Annotated in this window: 16 protein-coding genes; 6 read left to right on the forward strand and 10 right to left on the reverse strand. The window is 72.5% G+C overall.

Annotated elements, in window-relative coordinates; all coding sequences use genetic code 11:
* The first annotated feature begins 358 nt into the window (after window positions 1-358).
* Window positions 359-1,450 (forward strand): sn-glycerol-3-phosphate ABC transporter ATP-binding protein UgpC, encoded by a 1,092-nt coding sequence (ugpC, locus tag ABZS80_RS09375; RefSeq protein WP_355055270.1) that lies wholly within the window; start codon window positions 359-361, stop codon window positions 1,448-1,450.
* 56 nt (window positions 1,451-1,506) lie between these two features.
* Here the strand turns inward: ugpC and rlmB are convergent, their stop codons facing one another.
* A complete protein-coding gene (gene rlmB / locus ABZS80_RS09380) occupies window positions 1,507-2,628 on the reverse strand; it encodes a 23S rRNA (guanosine(2251)-2'-O)-methyltransferase RlmB (protein ID WP_355055271.1) in 1,122 nt (373 codons plus the stop codon).
* Window positions 2,628-4,043, reverse strand: a complete 1,416-nt coding sequence (gene cysS / locus ABZS80_RS09385; RefSeq protein ID WP_355055272.1) for a cysteine--tRNA ligase — start codon at window positions 4,041-4,043, stop codon at window positions 2,628-2,630. Before cysS ends, rlmB begins: the two co-directional genes overlap by 1 nt.
* 63 nt (window positions 4,044-4,106) lie before the next feature.
* Between cysS and ABZS80_RS09390 the strand changes: the two genes are divergently transcribed.
* Both ABZS80_RS09390 and ABZS80_RS09395 read left to right on the forward strand, forming a co-directional pair.
* On the forward strand, window positions 4,107-4,754 hold the full coding sequence (locus ABZS80_RS09390; RefSeq protein WP_355055273.1) for a helix-turn-helix domain-containing protein: 648 nt from the start codon (window positions 4,107-4,109) through the stop codon (window positions 4,752-4,754).
* 238 nt (window positions 4,755-4,992) lie between these two features.
* On the forward strand, window positions 4,993-6,267 hold the full coding sequence (locus ABZS80_RS09395; protein WP_355055274.1) for a hypothetical protein: 1,275 nt from the start codon (window positions 4,993-4,995) through the stop codon (window positions 6,265-6,267).
* 110 nt (window positions 6,268-6,377) lie between these two features.
* Here the strand turns inward: ABZS80_RS09395 and ABZS80_RS09400 are convergent, their stop codons facing one another.
* The 3 genes from ABZS80_RS09400 to ABZS80_RS09410 all read right to left on the reverse strand — a co-directional run bounded on the left by ABZS80_RS09400 (window position 6,378) and on the right by ABZS80_RS09410 (window position 9,795).
* A complete protein-coding gene (locus tag ABZS80_RS09400) occupies window positions 6,378-8,057 on the reverse strand; it encodes a S8 family serine peptidase (protein WP_355055275.1) in 1,680 nt (559 codons plus the stop codon).
* 89 nt (window positions 8,058-8,146) lie between these two features.
* A complete protein-coding gene (locus ABZS80_RS09405; RefSeq protein ID WP_355055276.1) occupies window positions 8,147-8,836 on the reverse strand; it encodes an HAD family hydrolase in 690 nt (229 codons plus the stop codon).
* Window positions 8,833-9,795 carry an EamA family transporter gene (locus ABZS80_RS09410; protein WP_355055277.1) on the reverse strand — a complete coding sequence of 321 codons (963 nt, stop codon included), beginning with the start codon at window positions 9,793-9,795 and terminating at the stop codon, window positions 8,833-8,835. Before ABZS80_RS09410 ends, ABZS80_RS09405 begins: the two co-directional genes overlap by 4 nt.
* Before the next feature lie 84 nt (window positions 9,796-9,879).
* On the opposite strand from ABZS80_RS09410, the gene ABZS80_RS09415 reads away from it, so the two are divergent.
* On the forward strand, window positions 9,880-10,425 hold the full coding sequence (locus tag ABZS80_RS09415; protein ID WP_355055278.1) for a CGNR zinc finger domain-containing protein: 546 nt from the start codon (window positions 9,880-9,882) through the stop codon (window positions 10,423-10,425).
* Between the two features lie 33 nt (window positions 10,426-10,458).
* Here the strand turns inward: ABZS80_RS09415 and ABZS80_RS09420 are convergent, their stop codons facing one another.
* Both ABZS80_RS09420 and ABZS80_RS09425 read right to left on the reverse strand, forming a co-directional pair.
* Complete coding sequence (locus tag ABZS80_RS09420; protein WP_192579882.1) at window positions 10,459-11,868, reverse strand: class II fumarate hydratase; 1,410 nt, start codon at window positions 11,866-11,868, stop codon at window positions 10,459-10,461.
* A 51-nt stretch (window positions 11,869-11,919) separates the two neighbouring features.
* Window positions 11,920-14,895, reverse strand: a complete 2,976-nt coding sequence (locus tag ABZS80_RS09425) for a BTAD domain-containing putative transcriptional regulator (RefSeq protein ID WP_355055279.1) — start codon at window positions 14,893-14,895, stop codon at window positions 11,920-11,922.
* A gap of 317 nt (window positions 14,896-15,212) precedes the next feature.
* On the opposite strand from ABZS80_RS09425, the gene ABZS80_RS09430 reads away from it, so the two are divergent.
* Window positions 15,213-17,609, forward strand: a complete 2,397-nt coding sequence (locus tag ABZS80_RS09430) for a DNRLRE domain-containing protein (RefSeq protein ID WP_355055280.1) — start codon at window positions 15,213-15,215, stop codon at window positions 17,607-17,609.
* A gap of 64 nt (window positions 17,610-17,673) precedes the next feature.
* On the opposite strand, the gene ABZS80_RS09435 is transcribed toward ABZS80_RS09430, so the two are convergent.
* The 3 genes from ABZS80_RS09435 to ABZS80_RS09445 all read right to left on the reverse strand — a co-directional run bounded on the left by ABZS80_RS09435 (window position 17,674) and on the right by ABZS80_RS09445 (window position 21,416).
* On the reverse strand, window positions 17,674-19,341 hold the full coding sequence (locus ABZS80_RS09435; protein ID WP_355055281.1) for a fumarate hydratase: 1,668 nt from the start codon (window positions 19,339-19,341) through the stop codon (window positions 17,674-17,676).
* Between the two features lie 77 nt (window positions 19,342-19,418).
* The gene (locus ABZS80_RS09440) at window positions 19,419-20,852 is read right to left on the reverse strand and encodes a PQQ-binding-like beta-propeller repeat protein (protein WP_355055282.1); all 1,434 of its coding nucleotides are present in this window, start codon (window positions 20,850-20,852) and stop codon (window positions 19,419-19,421) included.
* A gap of 72 nt (window positions 20,853-20,924) precedes the next feature.
* Window positions 20,925-21,416 (reverse strand): Lrp/AsnC family transcriptional regulator, encoded by a 492-nt coding sequence (locus tag ABZS80_RS09445; protein WP_151463558.1) that lies wholly within the window; start codon window positions 21,414-21,416, stop codon window positions 20,925-20,927.
* A 140-nt stretch (window positions 21,417-21,556) separates the two neighbouring features.
* Between ABZS80_RS09445 and hppD the strand changes: the two genes are divergently transcribed.
* Window positions 21,557-22,762, forward strand: a complete 1,206-nt coding sequence (hppD, locus tag ABZS80_RS09450) for a 4-hydroxyphenylpyruvate dioxygenase (RefSeq protein ID WP_355055283.1) — start codon at window positions 21,557-21,559, stop codon at window positions 22,760-22,762.
* Window positions 22,763-22,765: the final 3 nt, after the last annotated feature.

The following is a 22,765-nucleotide window of genomic DNA, read 5'->3' on the forward strand; positions in this document are numbered from 1 at the left end:
CCGGGGTCAGCATAGCGACTGGGCGCCGGAAATCCCGTTCCGCAGGCCTCCCGAGCACGGAAAACGTCAATTTTCCGACCTCCGCACCACCGGATCGACGCCCATCCGGGCCGGGCACCGTGGAGATTGATGCCTGCCCGTGCCCGCCTGACCGTTATGCGCCATGCACTCGGTCCCACCGGCCGCATCTCGCCTTGGCAGGTTCGCGAAACCCGTTTACGGTGCAGTGACACGGACGACACTCCGGTTGGCCTCGGCTGCCCGGTCGACCGCCCGTTGGCCGGCACCTCGGGTGCCGGTCGCTCCTTCCACTCGGATCGTCCGGCACGTTCCTGCCGGTGAAAGGAAGCGCTCCACCATGGCTACGGTCACCTACGCGAAGGCCTCCCGGATCTACCCGGGCACCGAACGCCCCGCGGTCAACCAGCTCGACCTCCAGATCGGTGACGGGGAGTTCCTCGTCCTGGTCGGCCCGTCGGGTTGCGGAAAGTCCACCAGCCTCCGGATGCTCGCCGGCCTGGAGGACGTCGACGACGGCGCGATCTACATCGACGACCGGGACGTCACCCACCTCCCGCCGAAGGCCCGCGACATCGCGATGGTCTTCCAGAACTACGCCCTCTACCCGCACATGACGGTGTACGAGAACATGGCGTTCGCCCTCAAGCTGCGTAAGACCTCGAAGTCGGAGATTGACCGGCGGGTCAAGGAGGCGGCCGGGCTGCTCCAGCTGGAGGAATTCCTCAGCCGCAAGCCGAAGGCGCTCTCCGGTGGTCAGCGCCAGCGGGTCGCCATGGGTCGCGCGATCGTCCGCGAGCCGCAGGTCTTCCTCATGGACGAGCCGCTGTCGAACCTCGACGCCAAGCTCCGCGTGCAGACCCGCACGCAGATCGCCTCGCTCCAGGCGAAGCTGGGCGTCACCACGGTCTACGTCACGCACGACCAGGTCGAGGCCATGACCATGGGTCACCGGGTCGCGGTCATGCTCGACGGCGTCCTGCAGCAGGTGGACACCCCGCGGGCGCTCTACGACACCCCGTCCAACGTCTTCGTCGCGGGCTTCATGGGCTCCCCGGCGATGAACATCAAGACCGTGCCGCTGAACGACAACGGCGCCGCGTTCGCCGAGCTGAACGTGCCGCTCACCCGCGAGCAGGTCGAGGCGGCCCGCGCCGAGGGCGGCGACGGCAAGGTGACCGTCGGCTTCCGTCCGGAGGACTGCGACCTGGTCAGCCCGACCGAGGGCGGCATGCCGGTCGTGGTCGAGCTGGTCGAGGACCTGGGCTCCGACGCCAACGTCTACGGCCACGCCGCGCTCGAGGGCCACAACGAGCGGTTCGTGGTCCGCACCGACCGGCGCACGATGCCGAACATGGGCGACACCGTGTTCGTCAAGCCGCGCACCGGCCGCAGCCACGTCTTCCACGCCGCCACCGGCAACCGGATCTGACGTACACGAAGAAGGGGCGGCCCGCCACGGCGGACCGCCCCTTTCTCGTGCCGTCGTTACGCCTCGACGGAGCGGCGGCGGGCGACCTCGGCGAGGGTGACCGCCGCGGCGACGCTGGCGTTGAGCGACTCGACGTCGGAGACCATCGGGATGCTGACGGTCAGGTCACAGGTCTCCCCGACGAGGCGGGACAGCCCACGCCCCTCCGAGCCGACCACCACGACGAGCGGGCCGACCGCGGCCTCCAGGTCGTAGAGGTCGGTCTGCCCGTCGGCGTCCAGGCCGACCACGATGAAGCCGGCGTCCTTGCACGCCTTCAGCGACCGGGTCAGGTTGGTGACCTGGGCGACCGGCACCCGCGCGGCCGCGCCGGCGCTGGTCCGCCAAGCGGTCGCGGTGATCCCGGCGGCCCGCCGCTCGGGTACGAAGACGCCCTGCGCGCCGAACGCGGCGGCCGACCGGATGACGGCGCCGAGGTTGCGCGGGTCGGTGACCCCGTCGAGCGCGACCAGCAGCGGGGCGGCCTGCTCCAGCGACGCCGCCATGAGGTCCTCGAACGGCTCGTAGGCGAACGGCGGCACCTGGAGGCCGACGCCCTGATGCAGCACGCCCCCGGTCATCCGGTCCAGCTCGGCCCGGCTGATTTCGAGGATCGCGATGCCCCGGTCGGCGGCGGTGCGGATGATCTCGTTGACCCGGTCGTCGATGTCGATGCCCTGGGCCGTGTAGAGGGCGGTCGCCGGCACCTGGGCGCGCAGCGACTCCAGCACCGGGTTCCGCCCGACCAGCAGCTCCGGGCTGTCCTTGGCCGGGTTCGACTTGCGGCCGGGGGCGACCCGCGGCCCGGACCGGCCGGCGGGCTTGCCGCCACGGCCCTTCCCGGCGGCGGGGACGCCCCGGCCTCCGCCCTTGCCCCAGGTGGTGTCCTTGCTGCCCGGCTGACCGATCTTGGGGGCGCGCCCCTCCTCGACCGCCGCGCGGCGCTCCTTGTCCTGCTTCCAGGCAGTGCGCTGGGGCAGCTTCTCGGTGCCCGAGTAGGCCTTGTGCCAGGGCCGCTCGTCGGCGGGAAGGGTGCGGCCCCGGCCGGCGAGGGAGTCCTTGTTCTTGCCACCGGAGCCCTTCTGGGCACCCGCCTTCGGCGTCAGTCGCCGGCCACGGCGCTGCGAGTTGCCGGCCATCAGTCCTGCTCTCCAATAGTCCAACGCGGGCCCTGGGCGGTGTCCTCGACGACCACGCCGGCCTGCTTGAGCTGGTCGCGTACGGCGTCGGCGGCGGCCCAGTCCTTGCGGCTGCGGGCCTGGGCGCGCTGCTCCAGAGCCAGCGCGACCAGGGAGTCCACCACGCCGCGCAGGTCGTCCACACGGCCGCCGCCGGTCCAGGCCGAGTCCAGGGGGTCGACGCCGAGGATATCCAGCATCGCCCGGGTGGCGGCCAGCGTGGTGCGAACCGTCACATCGTCGCCGCCGGTCAGCGCGGAGTTGCCGTCCCGGACCACCTCGTGCAGCACGGCCAGCGCGGCCGACGTGTTGAGATCGTCGTCCATCGCCGCGACGAAGCCGGCCGGCAGCTCGCCCGGCTGGCCGGCGCCGACCCGCTCGGCGGCCCGCTGCACGAAGCCCTCGATCCGCCGGTAGGCGACCGCGGCCTCACGCAGCGCGTCCTCCGAGTAGTCGATGCGGGACCGGTAGTGGGCGGCGGCGTAGTAGTAGCGCAGCTCCACCGGGCGCACCCCGAGGGACGCCACGTAGTCGAGGTCGAGGGTGTTCCCCAGCGACTTGCCCATCTTGGCGCCGCCGATGCCGAGCAGGCCGTGGTGCACCCAGTAGCGGGCGAACGGCAGGTCGGCGGCCTGCGACTGGGCGATCTCGTTCTCGTGGTGCGGGAACGTCAGGTCGAGCCCGCCGCCGTGGATGTCGAACTCGGGCCCCAGGTAGCGCCAGCACATCGCCGAGCACTCGATGTGCCAGCCCGGCCGGCCCCGGCCCCACGGCGACGGCCAGTAGGCGTCGGCCGGCTCGTCCGGCTTGGCGCCCTTCCAGAGCGCGAAGTCGCGGGGGTCGCGCTTGCCCCGCTCCGGGGCGTCACCGGCGGACTGCATGTCCTCCGGTGACTGACCCGACAGCGACCCGTAGGCCGGCCAGGAGGCCACGTCGAAGTAGACGTCGCCGGAGCCGTCGGTGGCCGGGTAGGCGTGCCCGGTCTCGATCAGCCGGGCGATCAGCTCGTGCATCTCCGGGATGTGACCGGTGGCCCGCGGCTCGTAGGTCGGCGGCAGCACGTTCAGCGCGCGGTAGGAGGCGGCCAGGATCTGCTCGTTGGCGTAGGCGATCGACCAGAACGACCGCCCCTGCTCCATCGCCTTGACCAGGATCTTGTCGTCGATGTCGGTCACGTTGCGGATGAAGGTGACCTCGAAACCGGAGGCGGTGAGCCAGCGGCGCAGCACGTCGTAGTTGACACCGGAACGAAGGTGGCCGATGTGCGGCGGGGCCTGGAGGGTGAGACCACACAGGTAGACCCCCACCTTGCCGGCTTCCCGCGGGACGAAGTCCCGCACCGATCGGGTGGCGGTGTCATACAGGCGTAGCGTCACCGTACAAGGGTAGCCGTCCGCGCATTTCGAGGTAGGCCGGAGCCGGGTCGTACGCTGCGTGCTGTGGACACGGCGGCACGTACGGGAGAGACGGCGCAGACCCTGGACCGGGGGCTGCGGCTGCTGCACCTGGTCGCCGACGCGCCGGGCGGGCTGACCGTCACCGAGGCGGCAAACCGGCTGGGCATCGGCCGGGCGGCCGTCTACCGGCTGGTCGGCGCGCTGACCGATCACGGCATGCTGCGCCGCGACGGCGAGGGCCGGCTCCGGCTCGGCGCCGGCGTGCTGCACCTGGCCCGGCGGGCCCAGCCGCTGCTCGCCGAGGGGGCGCTGCCCGCGCTGCGCCGGCTCGCCGAGCAGGCCGGGGCGACCGCCCACCTGACCGTGGTCGAGGGCGGCGAGGGGGTGGCCCTCGCGGTGGTAGAGCCGAGCTGGACCTCTTTCCACGTGGCGTACCGGACCGGATCCCGCCACCCGCTGGAGCGGGGCGCGGCCGGACGGGCGATCCTGGCCGGCCGCGCGGGTGCCGCCGCCCCGGTGAGCACCAGCGGCGAACTGCAGTCCGGGGCGTACGGGGTGGCCGCGCCGGTGCTCGGCGTGCCGGGCCTGGAGGCGAGCGTCGGCGTGGTCTCGCTGACCCCGCTCGACGTCACCGAGGTCGGCACCCAGGTCGCCGCCGCCGCCGAGTCGATCGCCGCCGCGCTGTCCTGAGGGCCGCCACCCGGGCGCCTGCGCCAGCACGGCGATGTGGCGGTATCGGCGGGCAGCGGTCACCGCCAAATCGGCGACCTGGCCTGGGGCGGCCGCCGTGCTCGGCCACTGTCGGCGCCCTGCCGCTAGCACAGCGGCCGAGGGTGGTGGTGGTTGTCCACAGGCCGCTGGTCGCGGGCGCTCGTGGGTTGTCCACAGGGGTGCCGGACGGCGGCCCGCCGCCGCCAGGCTGGTCGGCATGCCACCTCATCCCCATCGACCGCCCGAGCTGGCCTGGCAGGTCTTCCGCGGCTCGGATGTGATCCGGCGCGGCCTGCTCACCCGGCACCAACTCCGGGGCGCCTCCTGGATCCGGCTCCGGCAGGACGTCTACGCCGACGCCCGCCTCGATCGCGACCACGCGCTGGCCTGCCGCGGCGCACTGCTCCGCCTGCCGCCGGGCACGCTGCTCGGCGGGCCGTCGGCGGCGTACGTGCACGGGGTCGAGCACGCCGCCGGCTTCCAGGACGACGTGCACGTCCTGCTGCCGGCGACGGTCCGGGCCGATGCCCAGCCCGGCGTCCGGGTGCACCAGGCCCCGTCGTCGCCCCGACGACTCGGTCTCCTCGTCCCGGCCTGCTCGGCCGGCACCGGCCTCGGCCCGAGCGGCCCGACCAGCACCATCCCCGATCCGCGCAGCCCGGCCAGCACCAGCCCCGATCCGCGCAGCCCGACCAGCACCAGCTCCGATCCGGACCGCCCGGCCAACTCGGTCAGCGCCATTTCCGGCCCGCACCGGCCGGGCCACGTCATCGCCGGCCCCAACCTCCCCGCCGCCGGCTCCGCGGACACCACGCCGGGTCGAGACGGCCACGGCATCCGCCGGTGGAGCACCACCGCCGGCCGGGACGGCAGAGCCACCGGGCTGAGCACGGCGTTGGCCGGATCGGCGGTCGGTGGCCCTGTGGGGCTGGGCGGCGAGCCCGGCCTACCGAGCGGGGCCGGCAGGCTGCTCCGTACCGCGCCGGCTGCCTGCGCCTGGGAGACCGCGGTCTGGTCCGACCCGGTTCGGGCCGTCGGGATCATCGACGCCCTGCTCCGGATGGGTGTGGTCAGCCGGACGGATCTGGTTGACGTGGCCGACCGGAGCGCCGGACGACCGGGTGGCCGGCGGGCGCGGTGGGTGTTCGGCCTGGCGGACCCGGGAGCGCAGTCCCCGCCCGAGTCGCACCTGAGGGTTCGGCTCGTGCTGGCCGGCCTGCCCCGCCCGGTGGCGCAGCACCCGGTGCGCGGTCCCTCGGGTCTCGTCCTGCACCCCGACCTGGCCTGGCCGCAGTTCCATGTCGCGGTCGAGTACGACGGCCAGTGGCATGCCGACCCGGATCAGTTGACTCGGGACCGTTACCGGCTCAACCAGCTCGTCGCGGCGGGCTGGCTGGTGCTGCACGTGACCGGTCGCCGCCTGCACCGGGAGTTCCCGGCCCTGGTCCGCGAGATCCGCGCCGCGCTGGTGGCCCGGGGCTGGCGGCCGTGAGGCAGGCCGACGTGGCGGCATGCGAGCTCCGGACACCGCCACTCCGCATCAGAACGCCGACGTGGCGGCATCCGGGAGTTCCGGACACCGCCACGTCGTGGAGCTGGGTGTTACGGCCGGACGTTCGGCTTGAGCGGGGACTTCACGGCGGAATAGGCGTCGATGACGCCGTAGCCGTAGAAGCCGTTGAAGTTCAGCGAGCCGGCGCAGTAGGCGTCGTACTCCGGGCCGCGTCCCTCGTTGGCGTAGGTCTGCAGCCGCGGCTCCGGGCAGGCGTGCTCCGCCGCCGTCCGGTAGAGGTGCTGCTCGACCAGGTCCGGCGACATGCCGAAGCCGTCCCGGCCCTGCTTCTTGCCGTAGCGGCTGACGATCAGGGCCGCGACCCCCGAGGCGTGCGGGGACGCCATCGAGGTGCCCTGAAGGTAGGTGTAGTAGCCGCACTCACCCTTCGTGGTGCACTGCTTGAACACCGAGTTCTCGAACCCGGCGACGATGTTCCCGTCCTCGTCGACCGAGCCCTCCTCCTGCAGCACCTTCTTCGGGTACGTCGAGAGGATCATGTTGGCGTCGGTGCGGTAGGTGTCGGTGCCGAAGCCGTCCCGGAACCAGCCACCCGGCGCGGAGACCGAGATCTGCTCGGTGCCGTAGTTCGAGTAGTCGGCCTTCTTGCCGGACGGGCCGAGCGCCGACACGCCGATCACGTGCGGTCCCTCGGTCGGCAGGTCCCAGCAGCTCGCGTTGTCGATCGGCCGCGGGTACGGGTCGGCGCCGTAGTCCGGGCTGCTCACGTCGGTGCGCGGGTCGCCGAGGTCCTCGTTGTTGTTGCCGAGCGCGCCCACCAGGGTGACGCCCTTGTGGTGGGCGAAGTTCAGCGCCCGCTTCATGGCCTCGATGATGGTCCGCTGCTCGGCCTGCGCCTCGGGCGAGTCGGCCGGGTTGGCGGTGCAGTTGTAGAGCCACGGGTCGACGTAGAAGGACATGTTGACCACGTCGAGACCCGACTTGCCCGCGTGCACGAGGGCGTTGACCACCGGGTTGAGGAAGAAGTAGCCGCTGTCCTGGCCACCCTTGAGCTCGACGATGGAGACCTTCGGCGCCACGCCGGAGAGGCCGAACCCGTTCGCGGCGGCGCCGATGGTGCCGGCGACGTGCGTGCCGTGGCCACCGTCGTCGGTGCCGACCGGGTCGAGGCAGCTCGCCACCTCGCACGGGCCGTCGACGTCGGTCAGGTCGGGGGCGAAGTTGCGCGACAGCGCCCAGTTGAAGTTGGGCGCCAGGTCGGGGTTGCTGGCGTCGACGCCGGTGTCCAGGACGCCGACGGTCACCCGACGGTCGCCCGGCTCGATCTTCCGCGCCTGGTCGGCGCGGATCATCTCCAGGCCCCAGAGCTTGTCGTCCAGCGGGTCCAGCTTCTTGCCGTGCCCCTTGGCCGTGCCCTTGGTGGCGGCCGCGGCCAGCAGGTGCTCCTGCTCGACCCGGTCCAGCTTGGGCTTGCGGCCGATGGCCTTCTGCTCGGCGGCTCCGACCAGTGCACCGGCGGCGGTGGCCCGGCTGGCGAAGTCCGCCCGGGCGCTGGTGACCTGGAAGAGACCGACGTCGTCGGTGCGGGAGACGACCGAGCCGCCCGCCGCGGTGATCGCGGCGATGGCGGTGTCGATGGAGACGCCGTCCTCCGCCAGCACGGTGAAGGTTCGGGTGCTGGCCGGGGCGGCGGTCGCCGGCACGGCCAGTCCGGTCACCGTGAGTGCCAGCGCGGCTGCGGTCGCGCTGGCGGTGAAGCGTTTGCTCACCACATCAGATCCTCTCGTTGAGGGACGTGGCAGCCATCCCACCGCACGCGAGGAGGTTTCGCCAGACGGTCGTCCGGTATAGACCGCAATCAGGCTTTCGTGGTTTCGAGTCGGGCGAGCACGTCGGGCAGTTCGGCCAGGGTGGACACCTCGGCGTCCGGGGTGAGCCCCGGCGGGCGGGGCAGGCGGCCCCGGTTCAGCCAGATGGCCCGCAGCCCGGCACGCTGGGGCGCGAGCACGTCGTGCTCCGGCGAGTCCCCCACGTGGACGACGGGGAGACCGGCGGCCGCCACCACGGCCGCGTAGAACTCCGGCGCCGGCTTCTTGGGCAGGCCGTTCTCGTGCGCGTAGAGCTCGAACTCGAACTCGCCGGCCAGCCCGCAGCGTTCGGCCCGGCTGTTGCCGTTGGTGGCAAAGCCCAGGAGGTGGTGGGAGCGCAGCGCGGCCAGCGTGGGCAGCGCGTCCGGGAACGGCCGGGTCAGCGCAAACCGGCGGGCGAAGAAGAGCGCGGCGAACTCGTCGAGGTGGGTGTCCAGCCCGGCACGGGCCAGTGACCGGGCCAGCGCAGCCCGCCGGATCTCCTGCACCGGCGCGGCGCTGAGCGCGCCGAAGACCGCGCCCCAGTCGGCCTCCAGGTCCGCGAGCGACACCTCGGCCGCCGCCGGGGTCCACCGCCGCATCTCGTCGAGTACGGCCGCCAGCGCGCCGGTGACCGCCGGCCGCAGGTCGACCAGGGTCTCGTCGGCGTCGAAGACGACGGCGCTGGACGGTCCGCTCATCGCTCGGCGGCCAGGGCCGGCTCGGCCGGGGCCGGCGGTGCGGCTGCCGGCGGGGAGCGCAGCTCGTCCACCCGGACGAGGGCCACACCGGCCACGATGAGCGCCCCGCCGAGCAGTTGCACGGCGTTCGGCAGCTCACCCAGCACCAGCCAGGCGATCAGCACGGCGAACATCACCTCGGTCAGCCCCACGAAGGAGGAGAGCCGCGCGCCGAGCATCCGCGCCCCGGCGACGCCGGTGAGGTAGGCGACCACCGCGGCGATCAGCGACAGCCCGGCGATCGGCACCAGCCAGCTCATCTCGTGCCCGGCGAAGCTCACGTCGGCGGTGCCGGCGTGCAGCGGGAGCGCCCCGACCAGCCCGAGCAGGAGCAGCACGAGGGCGCCGACGGCCATGCCACCGCTGGCCATCACCACCGACGGCAGCGCGGGGTCGACCCGGCCGGCGATGACGAAGTAGCCGGCCAGCCCGACCCCGGCGCCGAGCCCCCAGAGGACGCCCACCGGGTCGAGGCTGCCGGCGCCGGTCAGGTCCAGCACGAACACCAGCCCGCACAGGGCGGTCAGGGATCCGGCCACCGTGAGCAGCCGGGGCCGCTGGCCGTGGACCAGCCACATCCAGCCGACCACCAGCACGATGCCCAGGTATTCGAGCAGGAGCGCGACGCCGACCGGCAGGTAGCGGACCGCGTTGAAGAAGCACGCCTGGGCCAGGGCCACCCCGAGCAGCCCGAACACCACGAGCGTGCCGGCGTTGCGGCGCAGCACCGGCCAGCGGCCGCGCAGTGCCAGCAGGGCGGGCACGGCGAGCACCAGCGCGGCGATGCCGACCCGGGCGAGCACCACCGCCTCGGCGGACCACTCGCCGGTGATCAGCGGTCGGGCGAAGGTGCCCGAGGTGGCGAAGGTGAGCGCGGAGAGCAGCGCCAGGCCGAGGCCGACGCCGGGCCGTTCACGCATCGACAGCTCCTTGGGGGTCGACCGGACATGAGTCAAGTGGCGTTATGCTGATGACGCTAGGCCGGCACCTCGACAGGAGTCAAGTTGCTTTTTGCTCATGACACCGAGTGTGGCCTGGTCGCGGCCGCGGCGCTGGTCAACACTGCCGGACCGGACCGGGAAGGGCTGCCCGACGTGACCGCCCTCGACGAGTTCTTCACCGCGTACGGGTGGACGGGCCGGCACGAGCACAGCGAGGCGGAACTGCGCGAGGTCCGCGCGCTGCGGCCCCGGCTCCGCCGGATCTGGTACGCCGACACCGACGAGGTCGTCACCGTGGTCAACGGTCTGCTGCGGGAGTCGCACGCCCTGCCCCAGCTCGTCCGGCACGACGACGAGCCCTACCACCTGCACGCCGTGCCGCGGGACGCGCCGCTGGCCACCCGGATGGCGGTCGAGGCCGCCATGGCGCTGGCCGACCTGATCCGCATGGGCGAGCTGAGCCGGCTACGCCTCTGCGACCACCCCGACTGCGAGAACGTGCTGGTCGACCTCTCCAAGAACCGGTCCCGCCGGTTCTGCGACACCGGCTGCGGCAACCGGGCCGCGGTGAGCGCGTACCGGGCCCGCAAGGCGGCCTCCCACTCCTGACGCACCCCGCAGCGGGGTGGGCGGAGCCGTGGCTCAGGGGTGGGTCATCCGGAGCAGGTCCAGGGCCTCGTCCAGCTGGGTCTCGCTGAGCTTGCCCGAGTCGACGTGCCCGCGGGAGATCACCACCTCGCGGATGGAGACCTGCTTGGCCAGCGCCTCCTTGGCGATCGAGGCGGCCTCGTCGTACCCGAGGTGGCGGTTGAGCGGGGTGACGATCGACGGCGAGCCCTCGGCGTACGCCAGGCAGACCTCGGCGTCCGCGACCAGGCCGACCACCAGGCGGTCGGCGAAGAGCCGGCTCGCCGCGGAGATCAGCCGGATGGACTCCAGCAGGTTGCGGCCCATCACGGGAAGCATCACGTTCAGCTCGAAGTCGCCCTGGGAGCCGGCGAACGCCACGGCGGCGTCGTTGCCGATCACCTGCGCGCACACCTGGCGCATCGCCTCGGCCACCACCGGGTTCACCTTGCCCGGCATGATCGACGAGCCGGGCTGGAGGTCGGGGATGCGTAGCTCGCGCAGGCCGGCGCGGGGGCCGGAGCCCATCCAGCGGATGTCGTTGGCCATCTTGTAGAGCCCGACGGCCACGGTGCGGAGCTGACCGGAGGTCTCCACCAGCGCGTCCCGGGCGCCCTGCGCCTCGAAGTGGTTGCGGGCCTCGGTCAGCGGCAGCCCGGTCGAGCCGCGCAGCTTCTCGATCACCCGCGCGGCGAAGCCGAGCGGGGTGTTGATGCCGGTGCCCACGGCGGTGCCGCCGAGGGGCAGCTCGGCCAGCCGGGGCAGCGCGCCCTCCAGCCGTTCGACGCCGTAGCGGACCTGGGCGGCGTAGCCGCCGAACTCCTGCCCCAGGGTGACCGGGGTGGCGTCCATGAGGTGGGTACGCCCCGCCTTCACCACGGTCTCGAACTCGGCGGCCTTGTCCTCGAGCGCGCCGGCCAGGTGCTTCAGCGCGGGCAGCAGGTCCTCCACCACCGCTTGGGTCGCCGCCAGGTGGATCGAGGACGGGAAGACGTCGTTGCTGGACTGGGAGGCGTTGACGTCGTCGTTCGGGTGCACGTTGCGGCCCAGCTCCCGGCCGGCCAGCGTGGCGATCACCTCGTTGGTGTTCATGTTGGACGAGGTGCCGGAGCCGGTCTGGAAGACGTCGACCGGGAACTGGTCGTCGTATCCACCGTCGGCGACGTGCGCGGCCGCCGTGGCGATCGCTTCACCCACGTCGGCGCCGATCACCCCCAGCTCGGCGTTGACCTGGGCGGCCGCCCCCTTGATCTGTGCCAGGGCCTTGATCTGGGCCGGTTCGATGCCCCGCCCGGAGATCGGGAAGTTCTGCACCGCGCGCTGGGTCTGCGCCCGCCACAGCGCCTCGGTGGGCACCTCCACCTCACCCATCGAGTCGCGTTCGATCCGGTAACCGGTCGCCTCTGGAGTCGTCACGCGTACCATCCTGCCGCGCCGGTCGCCGGGATGCAGGGAAAGCGCTGCCGGCCGGCCCGCTCAACCCAGCTCGGCCAGCAGCTCCGCGGTCGGGTGCTGATCGGGCGACTCGATCTGCCGAAAGAGCGCCAGAGCGCGGCTGGCGTAGGTCCGGGCCTTGCGCGGATCGGTGCCGCGCGTGCAGCGGGCCATCCCGTCCAACGCGCGGGCCTGCTCGTGGCGGGAACCCAGGCGGGTGGCGTCCGCGAGCACCCGGCGGTGCAGGTCGAGTGCGCTCGCGCCATCGCCCTGCGCGAGAAGTGCCCGGGCCAGCAGGTTCCGGGACGAGCACTGCCCGATCCGGTCCGCGGCCTCGATCATGATCAGCAGAGCCCCACGGTGCATTTCCGCGGCTCGCTCGGCATGACCGGCCTCCTGCTCGATCGTCCCCAGCTCGTTGAGCAGTTCGGCCTCACCGAAGCGGTTGCCCGTCTGGCGCTTGAGACGCAGGGCGACGCGCAGCAGGCGGCGGGCCGGCTCGACGTGCCCCAGCCGGTGTCGGACCATCCCGATGTGGCCCATCGCCAAGGCCACGTGGCGGGTGTCTCGATGCTGCTGCGCCAGGAACATGTGGTGCCGCGCCACCCGCAGAGCCTCCGGATACCGGCCCCAGCTGAACAGGCCGAAGGTGAGGTTGTTCAGCAGGCTCGCGTGCGCCTTGGCGGAGTGCTGCTTCAGGGCGAGCGCCTCGTCGAGGTACTCCTCGCCACGCCGGTAGTCACCGTTGTTGAGGGCGGCCACGCCGAGGTTGCCGAGGGTGGCGCCCATCTCGGCGTCACGCCCGAGCCGGCGCTGATGGACAAGCGCCACCTCCATGAGTCGGATCGCCTCGCTGAACCGGGCCCGCCGGTAGTGCGCGGAGGCGAGGTAGTTCAGGGTTGTGGCCACCGCGTCGTCGTCCCCGAGTGCCTCGGCGGCGCGCAGGGCGATGCTGTGGGTCTCGAGCAGCTCGTCGAGGTGCCCACCGTCGAAGTTGGCCCGCCAGGTGGCCCGAGCCAGCTGCCAGCAGTGCCGGAGGAAACCCTCCGCCTCAGCGAGCCGGACCAGGGCGGTGAGCGTGGCCCGGTTCTCGTCGAACCAGGAGCGGCCCTGGGCAGCGGTGGCGGTCACCAGGTCGAGGCGGGTCGGATCGGGCAGCCGGGAGAGTGACGGGCTCCCCACCAGCTCGATCGTGCGGGCGATCGCGGCGGCGACATGCATGTGGTGGTCCAGGAGTCGCTCCAGCGCCCCCCGGCGTTCCGCCGCGTGCTGGGGCTGGCCCGAGATGGTCCGCGAGTACTCCCGGATCAGGTCGTGCAGTCGGTACCGCCCCGGCTGCACCTCCTCCGCCAGGTGCGCGTCGACAAGCTCGTCGAGCAGGTGCTGGCTGTCCGGCATCGGCACGCCGAGGAGGGCGGCCGCCACCGCGTTGTCGAAGCGGGCCCCGGGGTGGAGGCCGAGGAGCCGGAACAATCGCCGGGCGGGCGGCGGAAGTTGGGCGTACGACAGGGCGAAGGCCTGCCCCACCGACCGCTGGCCCGCCGCCAGCTCGGCGAGCGGGTCGCTGCCGGTCGCCAGGCGCTCGGCCAGGTCCGTGACGCGCCAGCCGGGCCGGTGGGCCAGCCGGGCACCGGCCAGGCGCAGGGCCAGCGGCAGGTAGCCGCAGCGGCGTGCCACCTCGGCGGCCGCCACGGGCTCCGCCTCGATCCGGCCCGCGCCCGCGACGCGGCCGAGCAGTTCGACCGCCTCGTCCCGCTCCAGGACGGTCAGCGAGGAGGGCCGGCCGTCGTCGAGCCCCACGAGTCGACGCCGGCTGGTGATGAGGACGACGTTGTCCGTCCCGTTGGGCAGCAGCGGCGCCACCTGCGCGGTGCTCGCCGCGTTGTCGAACACCACCACCGCCCTCCGGCTGGCCAGTTCCGTGCGCCACAGGGCCAACCTGTCGTCCACGTCCAGCGGCACCCGCTCCGCCGGCACCCCGAGCTGGCGCAGCAGCGTGGCCATCGCCGCCGCCGGCGTGAGCGGCGTGCGGTCGCTGTGGCCGTGCAGGTCGACGAAAAGGTGCGCATCCGCGAAGCGCTCGCCGAGGGCGGTCGCCACATGCACGGCCAGAGCGGTCTTGCCGCTGCCCGGCATCCCGTCGATGAGCTGGATCCGGACGCCGTCCCCCTCGATCTCCTTGACGAGTCGGGCCACCGTCTGGTGGCGGCCGGTGAAGTCGCTGATCGCCCGGGGCAGCGAGCGGACCGGCACGAGGACGCGGTTCTCCGCACCGGCGAGCGCCAGGTCGCCGGCCAGGACCCGCTGGTGCAGCTCCTGCAACGCCGCACCGGGCTCGATGCCCAGCTCCTCGGCGTAGATTCGCCGGCCCTCGCGGTAGACGGCGAGCGCGTCCGCCTGGCGGCCCACCGCGGACAGGGCGAGCATGAGCTGACCCCGCAACCGCTCGCGAAGCGGATCCCGCTCGACGCTCTCGGTCAGCTCGTCGATCACGTCGGTCGCCCGGCCCAGGCGCAGCTCGACGTCGACGCACTCCTCCAGGGCGGCGAGTCGCTGCTCGTCGAGGGCCTGGGCCCGCCGGCGAACGCTCCGGCTGGCGATCCCGGCCAGGGCCGGGCCGCGCCACAGCGCCAGCGCGGCGCGGTAGTGCCGGCGCGCGTCGGCGGGACTGCCGGCGGCGACCGCGGCCCGGCCGGCCTCCACGAGGCGGGCGAAGACCTCGGCGTCGAGGTCGTCGGGCTCGATCCGGACGCCGTAGCCGACCGGGTCGGTGATGATGATGTCCGCTGGTGACCCGAGCGTCGCCAGACGCTGTCGCAGGCGTGACACACAAATCTGGAGCTGGGTGCGCGCGGTGGCCGGCGGGTGGTCCTCCCAGACCGCGTCGATCAGCTCCTCGACGGGCACCACCCGGCCCGACCGCAGCAGCAGAAGGGCGAGCACGGTCCGGTCCCGACCTGCGGTGATGGTGGCCTCGCCACCGCCGACCCGCAGCGGCCCCAGAATCGCGAACCGCATCTGCGCCCCCGCATGCCTTCCTGTGCAACTTCCAGCAGCGTAGCCCGACGGTCACGGATCGCCTCGGGCAGACGATAGCGATGTGATAGCGGATCGACAGCACCGGCCCGGACACTGGGCGTGGTTGTCGGTGACGGCATCCGACGGGGGCGGTGCGCCCGCCCGGGCTCCGCGCCCGGACGGGCGCACCGATGTCGATGAGCCGCCGGGCACCGGGACGGCGTAACGTCCGCACGTCTGCACTCGCTGAGGTGCATGAAGCTCGATCCCACTCCTCGGAGGCATCCATCTTGCACGTAAACGGGGGTTCCCTCGGCGTGTCCACGGCACGCCGGCGGCGCGTACCGCGCCGCCTTCTCGGCACGGGCCTGGCGGCCCTGCTCACCACCACCGGCGCCCTGGCGGTCACCGGCCAGCCGGCTGCCGCGGGCGTCACCCGCTGGGTCACGCCGACAGGCGTCAGCTACACCGACGCCCGGCAGCCGACGGAGGCCTTCGCGGTCGCCGCGGGCGAGGCCCTGCCGGTCGGCACCTGGGAGGCGGCGGGCGACAAACACACCGCACGGGCCTACTTCACGTTCGACCTGACTCCGTACCGGGGCAAGGAGATCATCAGCGCCGAGCTCCAGACGGGCGAGACCTCGGTGGACGACTGCACGAAGCCGCGTGAGCTGGAGTTGTGGCGTACCGACACCCCGGCGGCCGCGCCGACCTGGGCGAACGCCCCGGCCGTGCGGGAGAAGGTCGGCGACCTGGGCGGGACCGTCACCCACTGCCCTGCGGGTTACCTGGAGATGCTGGTCACCGCGGCGGTGCAGCGGGCGGTCGAGGAGGGGCGTGACTCGCTCACCCTGATGGCCCGGATCGCCGGAGACCACGAGGAGGCCAAGCACTTCGGCCGGCGGATCGAGCAGCCGGGCATCTCGCTCAAGGCGAACGCCGCGCCGGACGTGCCGGGCAAGCTCACCGTGTCCGGCCTGGCCTGCGCGGAGGGGCTGCGGATCGGCACCACCACGCCGACCTTCTCCGCGGAGGTGACCGACCCGGACAGGGTGGACGGCTTCGTGGGCGACCAGGTGACCGCCACCTTCGCCTGGTGGCCGGTCGACCGTCCTGCTGAGCGGACCGAATGGACGTCGTACGCGATGTACGCCCCCGCCCGGTTCGACTACTCGGTGCCGCCGGGGCTGTTGGTTCACGACCGCACGTACGCCTTCACCGTGAAGGCCGCCGACCAGCAGGCCGGCTCGGAATGGTCGCCCGAGTGCCGGTTCACCGTCGACACGAAGGTCCCCCCGCCGCCCACCGTCACCTCGACCGAGTACCCGGCCGGCTGGGCCTTCCCCGGCCACGGTGGTCCAGGCATCCCGGGCCGGTTCACTTTCACCGCCCCGGGCGCCGACGACGTCGCCGGCTACCGGTGGGGTCCCAGCGGCGCCACCACGTACGTCGCCGCCGACACGTCCGGCACGGCCACCATCACCTGGACGCCCACCGACTACGGGCTGAAGCGGCTCTATGTCCAGGCGGTGGACCGCGCGGGTAACCGGTCCCCGCTGACGACGTACCAGTTCACCGTGCGCAACACCGCGCCGACGGTGACCGACGGCAATCCCGACGGGCGACTGGGCCAGGCACGGCAGTTCACCCTCGCCCCGAACATGACGGACGTCGTGGAGTACGTCTGGCGGCTCAACGAGGGCGCCGAGCAGACTGTGCCGGCGGACGCCGAGGGCCGCGCCACGGTGCAGGTCACGCCCGAGGTCGCGGCCAATACGCTGCACGTCCGCAGCCGTACCCGCGACGGGCAACTCTCCGGCGACGCCGGCTACCGGTTCACCGTCCGGACCGAGCCCACCGTCACCTCCGCCCAGTGGCCGCTGGACGGGGCGGTCGGCGCGCCGGTCGGCAGCGAGGGCAGCTTCGTCTTCACCCCGGCCATGGACGGCGTCACCGAGTACGTCTACTCGTTCGACTACGGCGAGCAGGAGACGGTCGCCGCGGGCGCCGACGGCACTGCCACGGTCCGGTACACCCCGACCGCGGCATACCAGCACTCGATCCAGGTGTTCAGCCGGACCGGCGACGGCGTCGAGTCGGCGACCGCCTACCGGTCGTTCCAGGTGGCCTCGCTCGCTCCGAACGTCGAGTCCGCGGTCTACCCGCGGAACACGACGGGCGGCGGTCCGGGCGTGACCGGCACGTTCACCTTCCGGCCCAGCCCGGGGAGCAACGGCGTCACCTCCTACGTCTACACGTTCCGAGGCGAGCCCGAGCGCACTGTGGCGGCGGGGCCGGACGGGTCCGCCACCGTCGAGTGGACGCCCGCCACCTTCGACGAGGCGTGGGACGGCTGGAACTCGGTGCAGGTCTCGGCCCGGACCGCCGCCGGAACGAGCACGGACGCGCAGTACTACTCGTTCCGGATCGACCCGAAGAGCCCGATGGTGACCTCCGACGTCTTCGGCTGGCAGGGCGCTCCCGTCGGCACTACCGGCGACTTCGTCTTCACCGCCCAGCTCGCCGGCACCGTCGAGTTCGTGTACTCGTTCGACGGTGGGCCGGAGCGGACCGTGGCCGCCGACGAGGCCGGGACGGCCCGGGTGAGCTGGACCGCCGACTCGGCGTACAGCCACAACTTGACCGTACGCAGCCGCACCGCGACCGGGGTGAGCTCCGGAGCTGCGCTCTACAACATCTGGATCGACGGCTGATCCAGGGGAAGCCGAAGGGGCGCCGGGTATTCCACCCGGCGCCCCTTTTCGCGTACGTCGAAGGTCAGCGCCGCCCGACGGTGAGCACCGGCTTGGTGACCTCGGCGAAGAAGTCCTCACCCTTGTCGTCGACCACGATGAAGGCCGGGAAGTCCTCCACCTCGATCTTCCAGACCGCCTCCATGCCCAGCTCGGGGTATTCGAGCACCTCGACGTGCTTGATGCAGTCCTGCGCGAGGCGGGCGGCCGGGCCGCCGATCGAGCCGAGGTAGAAGCCGCCGTGGGTCTGGCAGGAGCGGGTGACCTGGGCGGAGCGGTTGCCCTTGGCCAGCATCACCATCGAGCCGCCGGCCGCCTGGAACTTCTCCACGTAGGCGTCCATCCGGCCGGCGGTGGTGGGGCCGAACGAGCCGGAGGCGTAGCCCTCCGGGGTCTTGGCCGGGCCGGCGTAGTAGACGGCGTGGTCGCGCAGGTACTGCGGCATCGGCTCGCCCGCGTCCAGCCGCTCGGCGATCTTGGCGTGCGCGATGTCCCGGGCCACCACCAGCGGGCCGGTCAGCGACAGCCGGGTCTTCACCGGGTATTTCGACAGCTCGGCGCGGATCTCGTCCATCGGCCGGTTGAGGTCGACCCGGACCACCTCGGAGCTGTCCAGGTGGGCCTCGGTGACGTCGGGCAGGTAGCGCGCCGGGTCGGTCTCCAGGCGCTCCAGCCAGACGCCCGACGGGGTGATCTTGGCGACCGCCTGGCGGTCGGCGGAGCAGGAGACCGCGATGGCCACCGGGCAGGACGCGCCGTGCCGGGGCAGCCGGACCACCCGGACGTCGTGGCAGAAGTAGCGCCCGCCGAACTGCGCGCCGATGCCGAAGTTGCGGGTCAGCTCCAGCACCTCGGCCTCCAGTTCGAGGTCGCGGAAGCCGTGCGCGCTCATCGAGCCCTCCGTGGGGAGGGCGTCCAGGTATTTCGCGGAGGCGTACTTGGCGGTCTTCAGCGCGTACTCGGCCGAGGTGCCGCCGATGACGATGGCCAGATGGTAGGGCGGGCAGGCCGCGGTGCCGATGAGGCGCAGCTTCTCCTCCAGGAACTGCATCATCCGCGTCGGATTCAACAGCGCCTTGGTCTCCTGGTAGAGGTAGGACTTGTTGGCCGAGCCACCGCCCTTGGCCATGAAGAGGAACTTGTACGCGTCGGCGTGCCCGTCCGGGTCCTCGGCGTAGAGCTCGACCTGGGCGGGCAGGTTGCTGCCGGTGTTCCGCTCGTCCCACATGGTCAGCGGGGCGAGCTGCGAGTAGCGCAGGTTGAGCCGGGTGTAGGCCTGGTAGACGCCGCGCGAGATGGCCTCGGCGTCGGTGCCGTCGGTGAGCACGTGCCGGCCGCGCTTGCCCATGACGATCGCGGTGCCGGTGTCCTGGCACATCGGCAGCACGCCACCGGCGGCGATGTTGGCGTTGCGCAGCAGGTCCAGCGCGACGAACCGGTCGTTCGGCGAGGCCGCCGGGTCGTCGATGATCGATCGGAGCTGGGCCAGGTGGGCCGGGCGCAGGAAGTGGGCGATGTCGTGCATCGCCTCGGCGGTCAGCGCGGTCAGCGCGGCGGGCTCCACGGTGAGGAACCGTCGGCCACCCGGGCCGTTGACGACGTCGACGCCCTCATCGGTGACCAGGCGGTATTCCGTCTGGTCGGGTCCGGTCGGCAGCAAAGGGGCGTACGAGAAGGCGGCGGCACTGCTCATGACCGAAAAGCCTAGGGCAGAGCAGTCGATCGGTGACACCCGCCGGGTCGGTCCTGGGACGCCGCTCTCACCGGGGGTCACTTGCCGTCGGCGCAGAGTTCCTTCTTCGGACCGCAGCTGCCCTGGTCGGTCGGGGGTCGCCAGGTGTCGCCCGGGTCCGGCGCGGGCACCGCGCCCTCGTCCGGTGCGGGCACCCCGGCGGCTCCGGCGCCCCAGCGGACGTACCCGATCTCCCGGCCCTCGCCGATGATCATGCCGTTGGGGCCGACCGCCAGGGCGTTGGCGGAGGTGCGCAGAAGCACCAGCTCCCGGCCGCTGCGCGGCTCGACCGCGATGAGCCGGGACGGCTTCTCCTCGGCGATCAGCGCCGCGTACGGGGTGAGCGCCGCGCCGGTCTTCCCGCCGGCCGGCCGGGTCCACCGCGTGCGGTCGACCGACAGCTCCCGGCCGAGGAGCGAATCCTTGTCGGCGCTGCGCACCAGCGCGTAGCGGTCGTCGACGGCGAGCAGCTTCTCGCCCTCGGCGCCGACCTGGAGCAGCCGGCCGTCGTAGCCGTCGATCACCGCCTCGCGCCCGTCCGGGGCGACCCCGATGAGCACGTTCCGGGCGCCCTGCGGGTCCTCCCGCTGCACGCAGCCGGCGTAGTCGGCGGTCCGCAGGTTCACCCCGTTGCGGCGCCACACCTGCTGCCCGGTGGCCGGGTCGACGGCGGTGAGGGCGAAGTAGCAGGTCCCGTCGCGGGAGGTGGCGGCGATCCGGAGCAGCCGCCCGCCGACCACCGCGAGCCGTTCCTCGCGGCCGGGCTCGACGTTCTGGAGGACCCGGCCGGTGGCGGTGTCGACCACGTGCACCCGGCCGTCGACCGGGAAGCCGAGCAGCGGCGGGACCGACTCCGGCCCGGCCACCCCGCCGTCGATCCGCGGCGCGCCGAGCCGCCGGGTGCCCAGGAGTTCGGGGTTGTCGGCGAGCACCCCGCTGTTGACGCCGGGCAGGAAGGCGCTCCAGCGCGGTGCGGTGCCGCGCGGCTCCCAGGCCCGCAGCGTGCAGTCGGTCGACTGCACGCAGTAGGCGTCGAGCAGCAGGTTGCGGTAGGTCCAGACGGCCACCGCCCGCTCGTCGCGGCGGCGCACCACGCCGGTGGCGGGGTCGAGCACCTCGTAGCCCTTGTCCAGGAGCTTGCCCACCGCGACGACCGCGTCCCGGTCGCCGCCGGCCACCGCCGCCCAGTCGGCCTTGCGCTCCCAGAGCTGCGCGCCGTTGGCCAGGCTGCGTGCCTCGACCCGGGTGCGCTGCTCCACGATCACCGTGTCACCGGCGATGGTGACGCTCTTCGGGGTGCCACCGACCCGCTGCTGCCAGACCACGTCCGGCTCGGAGATCGGCTTGCTCCGGTCGACCCAGTCCCACAGGGCGGGGAACGGGTTCCACACCCCGGTGGCGGCGAGCACGACCACGGTGACGAGCCCCAGCAGCAACCAGCCGCGTACGCCAAGGCCCTTCACACCGCACACGGTAGCGACGATCACCGGCGGGCCGGCCCCCCGAACGGCCGTGTCGCGCCGCTTTCTCGGTCGGCCGCCGTGTTATGCGCCGCGGGCGGCGGAACGGACCAGGGGCAGGGTGCGATAGGGGATCTGCTCGGCGAGGGCGATGATCGTGGAGGCGCGGCGGATGCCCTCCGAGGCGACGATCTGGTCGATGACCCGCTGGAGGTCGGTGTTCGACCGGGCCACGATGCGGCAGAGCAGGTCGCTGGAGCCGGTGATGGTGTGCGCCTCCAGCACCTCGGGGATGGCGGCCAGGTGCGCGGTCACCGGGTCGTGGCCGTGCCGCTGGCTGATCTCCAGGGTCACGAAGCTGGTGACGCCGAAGCCGATCGCGGCCGGGACGATCTCCGGCCCGAACCCGGCGACCACTCCCCGCTCGACCAGCTTGTCGAGCCGGGCCTGGACGGTGCCCCGGGCCACGCCGAGCCGCCGCGAGCACTCCAGCACCCCGATGCGGGGTTCCTCGGCGAGCAGATCGATCAAGCGAGCGTCCAGCGCATCGAGCTGTACATCCTGACCAGTGTTCATGGGGTTTCATATTACTGAATGCACAACCTGACCAGAGTTTCCGCCGACTATTGCCCAACCGGTGGCGGCGCGGCGATCCTCGCCACAACAGCAGAGCAACGGCGGCCCACGAGGCCGGCCGGTACGCAAGGGAGGCCCAGATGACCCAGGCGATCGACCGACCCCAGTCGACCGAGGAGGTCGACGTCGACGCCCTCGTCGGCGCCGTCGACCACGACATCACCCGCGACCCGTTCCCGGTCAAGGGCCTCGACCACGTGCACTTCCTGGTGGGCAACGCCAAGCAGGCCGCCCACTACTACTCCACCGCCTTCGGCATGACCTGCGTGGCGTACCGGGGGCCGGAGCAGGGCTACCGGGACCACGCCCAGTACGTGCTGACCAGCGGCTCCGCCCGGTTCGTGCTGACCGGCGCGGTCCGCCCGGACGCCGCGGGCAGCGAGCACGTGGCGAGGCACAGCGACGGCGTCTCCGACATCGCGCTGGAGGTGCCGGACGTGGACGCCGCGTACGCCCACGCCACCGCCCAGGGCGCGACCGGCCTGGTCGAGCCGCACGACGTCAGCGACGAGCACGGCACCGTCCGGATGGCGGCCATCGCCGCGTACGGCGACACCCGGCACACGCTGGTCGACCGGTCCCGCTACACCGGCCCGTTCCTGCCCGGCTTCGTGGCCCGCGGCCCGATCGTGGACCGGCAGCCGATGATCGACGCCGGCATCCAGCCGAAGCGCTTCTTCCAGGCCGTCGACCACGTGGTCGGCAACGTGGAGCTGGGCCGGATGGACGAGTGGGTCGAGTTCTACAAGCGCGTCATGGGCTTCAGCAACATGGCCGAGTTCATCGGCGACGACATCGCCACCGACTACTCCGCGCTGATGAGCAAGGTGGTCGCGAACGGCACCCGCAAGGTGAAGTTCCCGCTCAACGAGCCGGCCGTCGCCCGCAAGAAGTCGCAGATCGACGAGTACCTGGAGTTCTACCAGGGCCCGGGCGCCCAGCACATCGCCGTGGCCACCAACGACATCCTGGCCAGCGTCGACGCCATGCGGGCCGCCGGTGTCGAGTTCCTGGACACCCCGGACTCCTACTACGAGGACCCGGAGCTGCGCGCCCGGATCGGCCAGGTGCGGGTGCCCATCGAGGAGCTGAAGTCCCGCAAGATCCTGGTGGACCGGGACGAGGACGGCTACCTGCTCCAGATCTTCACCAAGCCGGTGCAGGACCGCCCGACCGTCTTCTTCGAGCTGATCGAGCGGCACGGCTCGCTGGGTTTCGGCAAGGGCAACTTCAAGGCCCTGTTCGAGGCCATCGAGCGGGAGCAGGAGAAGCGCGGCAACCTGTAACAC

It is taken from the genome of Micromonospora sp. NPDC005305 (assembly GCF_040607315.1).
Classification (GTDB): Bacteria; Actinomycetota; Actinomycetes; order Mycobacteriales; family Micromonosporaceae; genus Micromonospora.